Below are 12,361 nucleotides of genomic sequence, written 5' to 3' on the forward strand. Positions count from 1 at the left end.
CCCGCTCCTAGCGCTTCTTGTTCGTCTTGCGGCGGCGGACGATGTACTTGTTCGAAGCCTTCTTCGGCGAACGAGTACGACCCTCCTTCTGACCCCACGGGGAGACCGGGTGGCGACCACCGGAGGTCTTGCCCTCACCACCACCGTGCGGGTGGTCAACCGGGTTCATCGCCACACCACGAACGGTCGGGCGGACGCCCAGCCAGCGCTTGCGGCCGGCCTTGCCCCAGTTGATGTTGCTCTGCTCGGCGTTGCCGACCTCGCCGACGGTGGCGCGGCAGCGCACGTCGACCAGGCGGATCTCACCGGACGGCATGCGGAGGTGGGCCATCTGGCCCTCCTTCGCGAGCAGCTGCACCGAGGCACCGGCGGAGCGGGCGAACTTGGCGCCGCCACCGGGACGGAGCTCGATCGCGTGGATCGTGGTACCGACCGGGATGTTGCGGAGCGCCAGGTTGTTGCCCGGCTTGATGTCGGCCCCGGGACCGTTCTCGACGCGGTCACCCTGCTGCAGGTTGCGCGGGGCGAGGATGTAGCGCTTCTCGCCGTCGGCGTAGTGCAGCAGCGCGATGCGCGCGGTGCGGTTGGGGTCGTACTCGATGTGCGCGACCTTCGCCGGCACGCCGTCCTTGTCGTGACGACGGAAGTCGATCACGCGGTAGGCGCGCTTGTGTCCGCCACCCTGGTGGCGAACGGTCACACGACCGGCGTTGTTACGGCCGCCCTTGCTGTGCAGCGGGCGGACCAGCGACTTCTCCGGCGTGGACCGCGTGACCTCGACGAAGTCGGCGACGCTGGAGCCACGGCGGCCCGGCGTAGTCGGCTTGTACTTGCGGATTCCCATTTCTCAGTCCTCGTCCGATATCGGACGATCCGACCCGCTTACGCGGTCGGACCGCCGAAGATGTCGATACGGTCGCCCTCGGCGAGGGTCACGATCGCGCGCTTGGTGGCGGCACGCTGGCCGAACCCGGTGCGGGTCCGCTTGCGCTTGCCGGCGCGGTTGATCGTGTTGACCCCAGTGACCTTGACGTCGAAGACCGCCTGGACGGCCTGCTTGATCTGGGTCTTGTTGGCGTTCGGGTCGACGATGAACGTGTACTTGTTCTCGTCGAGGAGCGCGTAGCTCTTCTCCGACACGACCGGCTTCAGCAGGACGTCACGGTGGTCCGTGTACGACTTGCTCACCGGAGTGACGACGGTGTTCTTGCCCTCGGCGGCGTGGCGGCGCGCCTTGGCGACGCGAGCGGCCTTGGCCTTCTTCGCGGCCTTGGAGGCAATAGCGGGGTGACGGATAGCCATCAGGCCTCGCTCCCTTCGGTGTCATCGGCCTTCGGGCCCGACACGAAGGACTCGAACGCGGCCTGGGTGAAGACCACGTCGTCCGAGACGAGAACGTCGTACGTGTTCAGCTGGCCCGGCTCCAGGATGTGGACCTGGGGCAGGTTGCGGGCGGACAGCCACGCGGCTTCGTCGGCGCGCTCGACGACCAGGAGCAGGTTCTTGCGCTCCGAGATCTTGCCGAGCAGGCTCTTCGCGGCCTTCGTGGACGGGTTGTCGCCCTCGATCACGCCGGAGACGACGTGGATGCGGTTGTTGCGGGCCCGGTCGGTGAGGGCGTGGCGCAGGGCCGCGGCCTTCATCTTCTTCGGGGTCCGCTGCGAGTAGTCACGCGGCACGGGACCGTGCACGACGCCACCACCGGCGAACTGCGGCGCGCGGGTCGAACCCTGACGGGCGCGACCGGTGCCCTTCTGGCGGTACGGCTTCCTGCCGCCACCACGGACCTCGCCACGGGTCTTGGTCTTGTGCGTGCCCTGACGGGCAGCGGCCAGCTGGGCGACGACGACCTGGTGGAGCAGCGGAACGCTGATCTTCTCTACGCCGAAGATCTCCGCGGGGAGCTCGACGGAACCGGCCTTGTCGCCAGCCGGCGAAAGGATGTCAACAGTGCTCATCGGTTACCTCAGGCCCCCTTGGCCGCGGTGCGGACCAGGACGAGGCCGCCGTTCGGACCAGGAACCGCGCCCTTGATGAGCAGCAGACCCTTCTCCGCGTCAACGGCGTGGACGGTCAGGTTCTGGGTGGTGACCCGCTCGTTGCCCATGCGACCCGCCATACGGAGGCCCTTGAACACACGGCCCGGGGTGGCGCAGCCACCGATGGAACCGGGAGAGCGGTGCTTGCGCTGGGTACCGTGTCCGGCGCCGAGGCCACGGAAGTTGTGGCGCTTCATGACACCGGCGAAGCCCTTGCCCTTGCTCTTGCCGGTCACGTCGACCTTCACGCCGGCCTCGAACACCTCGGCGGTGACTTCCTGGCCCAGCGTGTACTCGGAGGCGTCCGCGGTGCGGATCTCGACGAGGTGACGACGGGGGGTGACGTCGGCCTTCGCGAAGTGGCCCTTGAGGGGCTTGTTCACCTTGCGCGGGTCGATCTCGCCGAAGGCGAGCTGGACGGACTCGTAGCCGTCGGCGTCGTTGGTACGGACCTGGGTGACGACGTTGGGGCCCGCCTTGACGACGGTGACCGGGACGACGCGGTTGTTCGCGTCCCACACCTGCGTCATGCCGAGCTTCTCGCCCAGGATGCCCTTGATCTGCTTAGCCATCGTTCAGATCACCGGCCTCAGAGCTTGATCTCGATGTCGACACCGGCCGGGAGGTCGAGTCGCATCAGAGAGTCAACGGTCTTGGGGGTCGGGTCGAGGATGTCGATCAGGCGCTTGTGCGTGCGCATCTCGAAGTGCTCGCGCGAGTCCTTGTACTTGTGCGGCGACTTGATGACGCAGTACACGTTCTTCTCAGTGGGCAGCGGCACCGGGCCCGCGACCGACGCACCAGTGCGAGTCACCGTCTCGACGATCTTCTTCGCCGAAGAGTCGATGACCTCGTGGTCGTAGGCCTTGAGCCGGATGCGGATCTTCTGTCCCGCCATGGCTACTCAGTAGTCCTGTCTCTCATACGCTCTGGAACCCGGTGTTCCCTTGACCTCCTCCGACCCACGCGGTCGGGCGTGTCGCGCTCCCGCTGACACAGATGTCCCTTGTTCGAACATCCCTGCGTGGGAACACGGCCCTTCCGGAACCGCAAGCCGGGAGCTAGGAGGCCCACCGGGTGCCTGGTCGGTGCCGCGCTGACACTTCCCGGAAGATTCCCGTACGTCCGCCCCAGCGCTGCCTTTCGGCAGTTAGGGCGACGAGTACTGTGGGACTCGCTTCCGGTCCTCCCGGCGGGAGGCGCGCAGCATCAACACTCGACCGAGCAACCCCGCTAGTCTGCCATACGGGGCAGGGGCCTGGCCAATCGAGCCGGAGACAATACCCCGAGCGTGACGCAGGTCAAACCCTGGGCCGCCGTGCGCGTGCCTCCCGCGGCGGGTCAGATGACGCCCTGGGCCAGCATCGCGTCCGCCACCCGCTCGAAGCCGGCGATGTTCGCACCGGTCACGTAGTCGCCCGGGGCGCCGTAGCGCTCGGCCGTCTCGGCGCAGGTGGTGTGGATGTCGGTCATGATGCGGGCCAGCTCGCTCTCGACCTGGTCGGCCTTCCACGACATGCGCGAGGCGTTCTGCGTCATCTCCAGCGCGCTGACCGCGACCCCGCCGGCGTTGGCCGCCTTGCCGGGTCCGAAGGCCACCCCGGCCCGCTGGAACAGCTGCACGGCCTCGGGCGTGGTGGGCATGTTCGCGCCCTCGGAGACCGCCTTCACGCCGTTGCGGACGAGGGCGTCGGCGTCGGCGGCGTTCAGCTCGTTCTGGGTGGCCGACGGCAGGGCGATGTCCGCCGGCACCTCCCAGACGCGCCCGTCCGGCACGAACCGCGCGGAGGCGCCCCGGCGTTCGGCGTACGTGCTCACCCGGCCCCGCTCGACCTCCTTGATCTGGCGCAGCAGTTCCAGGTCGATGCCCTTCTCGTCGACGACGTAGCCGCCGGAGTCCGAGCAGGTGACCGGGTTGGCGCCGAGGGCGGCCAGCTTCTGGATGGTGTGGATCGCCACGTTGCCGGAGCCGGAGACGACCGCCGTCTGCCCCTCCAGGTCCTCACCGCGGGCGCGCAGCATGGCCTCGGCGAAGAGCACGTTGCCGTACCCGGTGGCCTCCGGGCGGATCAGCGAGCCGCCCCAGCCCGCGCTCTTGCCGGTGAGGACGCCGCCCTCCCAGCGGTTGGTGATGCGCCGGTACTGGCCGAACAGGTAGCCGATCTCGCGGGCGCCGACGCCGATGTCCCCGGCGGGGATGTCGGTGTACTCGCCGATGTGCCGGTACAGCTCGCTCATGAAGGACTGGCAGAAGCGCATGACCTCGGCGTCGCTGCGGCCCTGCGGGTCGAAGTCGCTGCCGCCCTTGCCGCCGCCGATGCCGAGCCCGGTGAGCGCGTTCTTGAAGATCTGCTCGAAGCCCAGGAACTTGATGATGCCCAGGTTCACCGAGGGGTGGAAGCGCAGACCGCCCTTGTACGGGCCGAGGGCGCTGTTGAACTCGACGCGGAAGCCGCGGTTGACGTGGATCCGCCCCCGGTCGTCCTGCCACGGGACCCGGAACATGATCTGCCGCTCCGGCTCGACCAACCGCTCCACGAGCCCCGGATCCGCGTACTCGGGCCGCGCGGCGAGCACGGGCGCGAGCGTCTCCAGGACCTCGCGGGCGGCCTGGTGGAACTCGGGCTCCGCGGGGTTGCGGCGCTCCACCTCGACCCGCAGACGGTCGAGGGAAGCCTTGGGGTCGGGTCGCGTGGTCACGGGGCAGGTCCCTTTCTGACACGGCTTCACCGGTACGGCACCGGTAGCTGCGCTCGGCGCCGTTGCCGCGCGCGGGACGTCGGCCGGACCCGTTTCGTATACGAGCGATCGGCCGATCGCCCCAGTGTTACTCCTCCGTCAACGCGATTCCAAGAAGCGGGCCCGATACTCCGATGTCCGGAATCCACGCACCGTCATACGGACGGCCGCACGCCCTCCTCCACGACGCACCGGGCGAGGCCCGCCGGGTAGGTCACCGGCAGGCCGAGCAGGATGTGCCGGAAGCGATGTCCCCGCCCCCGGGGGATGTTCCCCAGGTCCGCATGTCCGGCGGCCACCCGCAGGGCCGAGGCCGCGCGGCCGCCGACGAGGATCGGGGGGTGCGTCGTCGTAGCCGGCCTGTGAGGGCGCGGTCATGGTCGCGAAGCTCGGCCGGGGTGTTGGGGACATCAGGGGCCGCCTGGCCCGGTCAGCGGCGGCGCAGGGACGCGTCGAGCAGGGCGGGCGGCGTGTCGAACTTCTCGTGCGGGGCCAGGTCCGTGCCGGGGGCGACGACCTCGTCGATCGCGTCGAGGACGTCGGCGGGGAGCACGGTGTCGGCGGCGGCGAGCTGGGAGCGCAGATGGTCGAGCGTGCGGGGACCGATGAGCGCGGCCGTCACACCGGGGTGCGCGTTCACGAATCCCAGCGCCAGCTGAATCAGGGTCAGGCCGGCCTGGTCGGCGATCTTGGCCAGCCGCTCCACGGCCTCGCTACGGGCCTGGTTGGCGGGGACCGAGAGGTCGAACCGTTCGGGCAGCAACCGCGCCCGGTTCGTGGTCACTTCGCGGCCCTTGCGGACCGCGCCGGACAGCCAGCCCGAGGCGAGCGGGCTCCACGCCAGCACCCCGAGGCCGTACTCCTGGGTCACCGGAAGGACGTGCGACTCGATGCCGCGCTGGAGGATCGAGTAGCTGGGCTGCTCGGTGACGTACCGGCCCAGACGCAGCTCGCGGGCGGCCCACTGGGCCTGCACGATGCGGTGGGCGGGGAAGGTGGAGGAGCCGAAGTAGCGGATTTTTCCCGCGCGTTGGAGGTCGGTGAGGGCCGACAGGGTCTCCTCGTCACTGGTGGCCGGGTCCCAGCGGTGGATCTGGTACAGGTCGACGTGGTCCACCCCGAGGCGGCGCAGGCTGTCGTCCAGGGCGGTGTACAGCCAGCGGCGGGAGCTGCCCCGGTGGTTGCGCTCCTCCCCGATCGGCATGGTGGCCTTGGTGGCCAGCACGATGTCGTCCCGGCGGCCCGCGATGGCCTTGCCGACCATCTCCTCGGACTCGCCCTCGCCGTAGAAGTCGGCGGTGTCGACGAGGTTGACGCCGGCCTCCAGGGCCGCGTCGACGATGGCGGTGGCCTCGTCCTGGGTGGTGCGCCCGATGGCGCCGAAATTCATGGCGCCGAGCGCGAGCGTGCTGACCTGGACGCCGGTCCGGCCGAGCGTGCGGTACTGCATGGGAACCTCCTGCACTGAAAAACGGAACAACGCTCCGGTACGCCTCAGACGATACGGAACACCGTTCCGTTTTCGCAAGGGCAGGCGTACGACGGCTCCATGCCTGCGTGAGACCATGCGGGGAACCGGCGAGAGAGCGAGGAGCGACGCGGTGAGCGAGAGCGACCAGCGCGGCGGAAGCGCGGCCCCGTCCCGGCGGAAGGACGCCCGGCGCAACAAGGAGACGCTGCTCGAAGCGGCCGCCGCGGTCTTCGTCACCTCGGGCGTGGACGCTCCGGTGCGGGACATCGCCTCCCGGGCCGGCGTCGGCATGGGCACGCTCTACCGGCACTTCCCGACCCGCGCGGACCTGATCATCGCCGTCTACCGGCACCAGGTGGACGCCTGCGCCGAGGCCGGCCCTGCCCTGCTCGCCGAGGCCGCGACCCCGCACGCGGCCCTGCGCCGCTGGATCGACCTGTTCGTGGACTTCCTGGTCACCAAGCACGGCCTGGCCGCCGTGCTGCGCTCCGACCAGTCCGGCTTCGCCGCCCTGCACGCCTACTTCCTGGACCGCCTGGTCCCCGTCTGCGCCGACCTGCTGTCCGCGGCGGTGGCCGCCGGCGAGATCCGCGACGACATCGACGCCCTCACTCTGCTGCGCGGCGTCGGCAACCTGTGCATCGGTGCGGAGAGCGACCCCGACTACGACGCCCGCAGGCTGGCCGCCGTCCTGGTCGACGGGCTGCGCCGCACCCCCTGACGGACGGCGTCCGGACCGGCCTGCGGGCATGCGAAAGGGCCCGCACGACCGAAGTCGTGCGGGCCCCTTCAGGTGCTCGCGCTGGAGCTACCAGGTCAGATCAGCAAGCTCACTTGTTGATCTTGGTGACCTGGCCGGCGCCGACCGTCCGGCCACCCTCACGGATGGCGAACTTCAGGCCCTCTTCCATGGCGACGGGCTGGATGAGCTCCACCTTCATCTCGGTGTTGTCACCCGGCATGACCATCTCGGTGCCCTCGGGGAGGGTCACCACGCCGGTCACGTCCGTCGTACGGAAGTAGAACTGCGGACGGTAGTTGTTGAAGAACGGCGTGTGGCGGCCACCCTCGTCCTTGGACAGGATGTAGGCCTGGGCCTCGAACTCGGTGTGCGGCGTGACCGAACCGGGCTTGATGATGACCTGGCCGCGCTCGACGTCCTCGCGCTTGATGCCACGGAGCAGCAGACCGACGTTCTCACCGGCCTGGCCCTCGTCGAGCAGCTTGCGGAACATCTCGATGCCGGTGACCGTGGTGGTGGTCTTCTCCGGCTTGATGCCCACGATGTCGACGGTCTCGTTGACCTTGAGGACACCACGCTCGATACGGCCGGTGACGACCGTACCGCGACCGGTGATCGTGAAGACGTCCTCGATCGGCATCAGGAACGGCTTGTCGACGTCACGCTCGGGCTGCGGGATGTTCTCGTCGACGGCCTTCATCAGGTCGAGGACGGTCTGGCCCCACTCCTTGTCGCCCTCAAGGGCCTTGAGCGCCGAGACCTTGACGACCGGAAGGTCGTCGCCCGGGAACTCGTACTCGGAGAGCAGCTCGCGAACCTCGAGCTCGACGAGCTCCAGGATCTCCTCGTCGTCCACCATGTCGGCCTTGTTCAGGGCGACGACGATGTACGGGACGCCGACCTGGCGGGCCAGGAGCACGTGCTCCTTGGTCTGCGGCATCGGGCCGTCGGTGGCCGCGACCACGAGGATGGCGCCGTCCATCTGCGCCGCACCCGTGATCATGTTCTTGATGTAGTCCGCGTGACCGGGGCAGTCGACGTGGGCGTAGTGACGCGTCTCGGTCTGGTACTCGACGTGCGCGATGGAGATGGTGATACCGCGCTGGCGCTCCTCGGGAGCCTTGTCGATCTGGTCGAAGGCCGAGGCCTCGTTCAGGTCCGGGTACGCGTCGTGCAGCACCTTGGTAATGGCGGCCGTGAGGGTCGTCTTACCGTGGTCGATGTGACCGATGGTGCCGATGTTGACGTGGGGCTTAGTCCGCTCGAACTTCGCCTTCGCCACGGGGTCCTCCTGTGGAGTGGTTCTGAACGCCTTGCTTCATCGGCGCCAGGTGATCTTTGCTGGAAAGCCCGGGCCCCGGGGCATTCCGCCCGCTGTTGCGGTGGAATGCCCCCTGAGGCTCCGGAGTCAAGCCTAAAGCGTGTGAACGCGGTGCGTTACTCGCCCTTGGCCTTCGCGATGATCTCCTCGGCGACGTTCCGCGGAACCTCGGCGTAGGAGTCGAACTGCATGGAGTAGCTGGCCCGGCCGGACGTCTTGCTGCGCAGGTCGCCGACGTAACCGAACATCTCCGAGAGGGGCACGAGGCCCTTCACGACGCGAGCACCCGCCCGCTCCTCCATGGCCTGGATCTGGCCACGGCGGGAGTTGATGTCACCGATGACCTCGCCCATGTAGTCCTCGGGCGTGGTGACCTCGACGGCCATCATCGGCTCGAGCAGCACGGGGCTGGCCTTGCGCGCGGCCTCCTTGAAGGCCTGCGAGCCGGCGATCTTGAACGCGAGCTCGGAGGAGTCGACCTCGTGGTAGCCACCGTCGATCAGCGTGACGCGCACGCCGGTCATCTCGTAGCCCGCGAGGATGCCGAACTGCATGGCCTCCTGCGCACCGGCGTCGACCGAAGGGATGTACTCCTTCGGGATACGGCCACCGGTGACCTTGTTCACGAACTCGTACGAGGCGTCGCCGCCCTCGATCGGCTCGATCGCGATCTGCACCTTGGCGAACTGGCCGGTACCACCAGTCTGCTTCTTGTGCGTGTAGTCGACGCGCTCGACGGCCTTGCGGATCGTCTCGCGGTAGGCGACCTGCGGCTTGCCGACGTTGGCCTCGACCTTGAACTCACGGCGCATACGGTCGACCAGCACCTCGAGGTGCAGCTCGCCCATACCACCGATGATGGTCTGGCCCGTCTCCTCGTTCGTGTGAACCTGGAAGGACGGGTCCTCCTCGGCCAGACGCTGGATCGCGACGCCGAGCTTCTCCTGGTCGCCCTTCGACTTGGGCTCGATGGCGACCTGGATGACCGGCGCCGGGAAGTCCATGGACTCCAGGATCACCGGGTTCTTGTCGTCGGACAGCGTCTCACCGGTGGTGGTCTGCTTCAGACCCATGACGGCGACGATGTCGCCGGCGCCCACCGCGTCGATCTCCTCACGCTTGTTCGCGTGCATGCGGTAGATCTTGCCGATGCGCTCCTTCTTGCCCTTGACGGAGTTCAGCACCTGGGTGCCGGACTCCAGGCGACCGGAGTACACGCGGACGAAGGTGAGCTTGCCGAGGTGCGGGTCGCTCATGATCTTGAACGCCAGCGCCGACAGCGGCTCGTCCTCCGACGGCTTGCGCTTGATGATCTCCTCCGGGTCGTTGACGGCGTGGCCCTCGATGGCCTCGACGTCAAGCGGGGTGGGGAGATAGCGCACGACCGCGTCGAGCAGGGGCTGGACGCCCTTGTTCTTGAACGCGGTGCCGCAGAACACCGGGGTGACCGTGGTGTCGCTGGACTTGCCGGACGCGATGGTGATGCGACGGATCGCGGCGTACAGCTGCTCCTCGGTGGGCTCCTCGCCCTCGAGGTACAGCTCCATGATCTCTTCGTCGTTCTCCGCGACGGCCTCGATCAGCTTGCCGCGCCACTCCTCGGCGGCCTCGGTGTGCGTGGCCGGGATGTCGACGACGTCGTACATCTCGCCCTTGGCGGCCTCGGCGGACCACACGAGCGCCTTCATGCGGACCAGGTCCACGACGCCCTTGAAGTCGGCCTCGGCACCGATCGGAAGCTGCATGACCAGCGGCTGCGCACCAAGGCGGTCCGAGATCATGTCGACGCAGCGGTGGAACTCCGCGCCGGTCCGGTCGAGCTTGTTGACGAAGCAGATGCGCGGAACGCCGTAGCGGTCCGCCTGACGCCACACCGTCTCGGACTGGGGCTCCACGCCGGCGACGCCGTCGAACACCGTCACGGCACCGTCGAGCACGCGCAGCGAGCGCTCCACCTCGACGGTGAAGTCGACGTGGCCCGGGGTGTCGATGATGTTGATGGTGTGGTCGACGTCGTCCAGCGGCCAGTGACAGGTGGTGGCAGCCGAGGTGATCGTGATGCCACGCTCCTGCTCCTGCTCCATCCAGTCCATGGTGGCAGCGCCGTCGTGGACCTCACCGATCTTGTAGGACACACCGGTGTAGAACAGGATCCGCTCGGTGGTGGTCGTCTTGCCCGCGTCGATGTGGGCCATGATCCCGATGTTGCGGACCCTGGCCAGGTCAAGTGAAGTGGTAGCCATAAGGCTTCAGTCTTCTCTCGGTCTCGATGTGGGTAGCGACTACCAGCGGTAGTGCGCGAAGGCCTTGTTGGACTCGGCCATCTTGTGGGTGTCCTCGCGCTTCTTCACAGCGGCACCGAGGCCGTTGGACGCGTCGAGAAGCTCGTTGAGCAGACGCTCGGTCATCGTCTTCTCGCGACGGGCGCGGGAGTAACCGACCAGCCAGCGCAGCGCGAGCGTGTTGGCACGACCGGGCTTGACCTCGATCGGAACCTGGTACGTCGCACCACCGACACGGCGGGACTTGACCTCGAGGGTCGGCTTGATGTTCTCCAGTGCGCGCTTCAGCGTGATGATCGGGTCGTTGCCCGTCTTCTCACGCAGACCCTCCATGGCACCGTAGACGATGCGCTCGGCGGTGGAGCGCTTGCCGTTCAGCAGCACCTTGTTGATGAGCGACGTCACCAGAGGAGAACCGTAGACCGGGTCGATGATGACCGGGCGCTTCGGGGCGGGGCCCTTACGAGGCATTCTTACTTCTCCTTCTTGGCGCCGTAGCGGGAACGGGCCTGCTTGCGGTTCTTGACACCCTGGGTGTCGAGGGAGCCACGGATGATCTTGTAGCGAACACCCGGCAGGTCCTTCACACGGCCGCCGCGCACGAGCACGATGGAGTGCTCCTGCAGGTTGTGTCCCTCACCCGGAATGTAAGCGGTGACCTCGATCCCGCTGGTCAGACGCACACGCGCGACCTTACGCAGGGCCGAGTTCGGCTTCTTCGGGGTGGTCGTGAACACACGCGTGCAGACGCCACGGCGCTGAGGGGAACCCTCGAGTGCGGGCGTCTTGTTCTTCTCGACCTTGTCCTGCCGGCCCTTGCGGACCAGCTGCTGGATCGTAGGCACTACTTCTCCGGTTTCTGTGTGCCGAATGGTGAAGCTAACCTGGAACGCCACCGACCCACGCGGTCGGGTGTGTCGAATCCGGCGGACTCCCGCCGCGAGGCGAAAAGAGCACAGATTACGGTGGCCGCTCACAGCTCGCTGTGCGGTCTGAAGGCACGCACGAGAGCCAGGGCACACCCCAGGCACAAGGTCTGAGCGTACCTATCGCATTCGCTGCGGTCAAAACAAATGGGTCCTGCCCGCATCGCCATACAGCCGATGTCAAGGCCACGCGGCGGAAACGATCTTCGTTCGGTCGGTCCGGCCACGTCACAGCCCGCTGACCGCGGCGCCCGCCACCGTCACGCGGACAGGGCCGCGGCCACGATCATCAGCGTGAGCAGCGCCGCCCACGCCGCGTTCGACAGCCAGCCGAGCACGAGCCCCGTCAGGGCGAGCCCGTCACCGCTCTCCCCCGTGCGCCGTATCTCGGCGCGGGCCGAGTGCCCCAGCACGACGGCCGGTATGCCGGCCAGGCCGAAACTCATCAGGCAGAGCACCCCGCACACGGCCGAACCGACCGCCTTGCCGTTGGTCCGCGGCCGGTCGTACGGCAGGAAGGTCCGCGGCACCGGTGTGACGGGCGCCGGCAGCGGCAGGGGCCCCTGGGGCAGGTCGGCCACCAGCAGGGCCAGCTCCCCCACCGTACGGGCCGCGTAGGCCCGTGCGACCCGCTGCTCGAACTCGGGCTTCTCCAGGCGTCCCTCCCCGAACCCGGCTCTGAGCACGTCCACGGCGCGCTCACGGTCGGCGTGCGAGGCGAGCATCGCGGGGGCGGCGGCCTGGGCCCAGGGCTGCGGCGCACCGCCCGCCCCTTTCTGCCACGGCTGCGGCCCGGGCCCTTGCCAGGGCTGCCACGGCGGCCACGACGGCTGAGTCATGG

13 protein-coding genes are annotated in these 12,361 nt (G+C 68.3%); 1 reads left to right on the top strand and 12 read right to left on the bottom strand.

The genetic code is table 11. From position 1 onward, the window contains the following. Positions 1 to 7 precede the first annotated feature (7 nt). The 7 genes from rplB to ABZ899_RS21295 form a co-directional block, all read right to left on the bottom strand. The gene (rplB, locus tag ABZ899_RS21265) at positions 8 to 844 is read right to left on the bottom strand and encodes a 50S ribosomal protein L2 (protein WP_059192905.1); all 837 of its coding nucleotides are present in this window, start codon (positions 842 to 844) and stop codon (positions 8 to 10) included. A gap of 38 nt (positions 845 to 882) precedes the next feature. Beyond that, positions 883 to 1,302, bottom strand: coding sequence for a 50S ribosomal protein L23 (rplW, locus tag ABZ899_RS21270; RefSeq protein WP_361348274.1), 420 nt, complete (start codon positions 1,300 to 1,302; stop codon positions 883 to 885). Next, positions 1,302 to 1,958, bottom strand: a complete 657-nt coding sequence (gene rplD, locus ABZ899_RS21275; RefSeq protein ID WP_361348276.1) for a 50S ribosomal protein L4 — start codon at positions 1,956 to 1,958, stop codon at positions 1,302 to 1,304. Before rplD ends, rplW begins: the two co-directional genes overlap by 1 nt. A gap of 8 nt (positions 1,959 to 1,966) precedes the next feature. Next, positions 1,967 to 2,611 (bottom strand): 50S ribosomal protein L3, encoded by a 645-nt coding sequence (gene rplC, locus ABZ899_RS21280; RefSeq protein ID WP_361348279.1) that lies wholly within the window; start codon positions 2,609 to 2,611, stop codon positions 1,967 to 1,969. A 17-nt stretch (positions 2,612 to 2,628) separates the two neighbouring features. Next, entirely contained in the window at positions 2,629 to 2,937 is a 309-nt protein-coding gene (gene rpsJ / locus ABZ899_RS21285) for a 30S ribosomal protein S10 (RefSeq protein WP_003948644.1), read from the bottom strand. Between the two features lie 443 nt (positions 2,938 to 3,380). Further along, positions 3,381 to 4,739, bottom strand: coding sequence for an NADP-specific glutamate dehydrogenase (gene gdhA, locus ABZ899_RS21290; RefSeq protein ID WP_361348282.1), 1,359 nt, complete (start codon positions 4,737 to 4,739; stop codon positions 3,381 to 3,383). A gap of 469 nt (positions 4,740 to 5,208) precedes the next feature. Further along, positions 5,209 to 6,228 (bottom strand): aldo/keto reductase, encoded by a 1,020-nt coding sequence (locus ABZ899_RS21295; protein ID WP_361348285.1) that lies wholly within the window; start codon positions 6,226 to 6,228, stop codon positions 5,209 to 5,211. A 151-nt stretch (positions 6,229 to 6,379) separates the two neighbouring features. Here ABZ899_RS21295 and ABZ899_RS21300 point away from each other — a divergent pair, with 151 nt between their 5' ends. Further along, on the top strand, positions 6,380 to 6,970 hold the full coding sequence (locus ABZ899_RS21300) for a TetR/AcrR family transcriptional regulator (RefSeq protein ID WP_361348287.1): 591 nt from the start codon (positions 6,380 to 6,382) through the stop codon (positions 6,968 to 6,970). Positions 6,971 to 7,079: 109 nt separating this feature from the next. On the opposite strand, the gene tuf is transcribed toward ABZ899_RS21300, so the two are convergent. From tuf to ABZ899_RS21325, 5 genes are all read right to left on the bottom strand, one after another. Continuing rightward, positions 7,080 to 8,273 carry an elongation factor Tu gene (gene tuf, locus ABZ899_RS21305; RefSeq protein ID WP_361348290.1) on the bottom strand — a complete coding sequence of 398 codons (1,194 nt, stop codon included), beginning with the start codon at positions 8,271 to 8,273 and terminating at the stop codon, positions 7,080 to 7,082. A 155-nt stretch (positions 8,274 to 8,428) separates the two neighbouring features. Beyond that, positions 8,429 to 10,555, bottom strand: a complete 2,127-nt coding sequence (gene fusA / locus ABZ899_RS21310) for an elongation factor G (RefSeq protein WP_361348293.1) — start codon at positions 10,553 to 10,555, stop codon at positions 8,429 to 8,431. A 39-nt stretch (positions 10,556 to 10,594) separates the two neighbouring features. Continuing rightward, positions 10,595 to 11,065, bottom strand: coding sequence for a 30S ribosomal protein S7 (gene rpsG / locus ABZ899_RS21315; protein ID WP_003992340.1), 471 nt, complete (start codon positions 11,063 to 11,065; stop codon positions 10,595 to 10,597). A 2-nt stretch (positions 11,066 to 11,067) separates the two neighbouring features. Then, positions 11,068 to 11,439 carry a 30S ribosomal protein S12 gene (rpsL, locus tag ABZ899_RS21320; protein WP_003948652.1) on the bottom strand — a complete coding sequence of 124 codons (372 nt, stop codon included), beginning with the start codon at positions 11,437 to 11,439 and terminating at the stop codon, positions 11,068 to 11,070. A gap of 341 nt (positions 11,440 to 11,780) precedes the next feature. After that, a complete protein-coding gene (locus ABZ899_RS21325) occupies positions 11,781 to 12,359 on the bottom strand; it encodes a DUF1707 and DUF4190 domain-containing protein (protein WP_361348296.1) in 579 nt (192 codons plus the stop codon). Positions 12,360 to 12,361: the final 2 nt, after the last annotated feature.

This window comes from Streptomyces sp. NPDC046859 (assembly GCF_040645135.1).
In the GTDB taxonomy this organism is placed as follows: Bacteria; Actinomycetota; Actinomycetes; order Streptomycetales; family Streptomycetaceae; genus Streptomyces.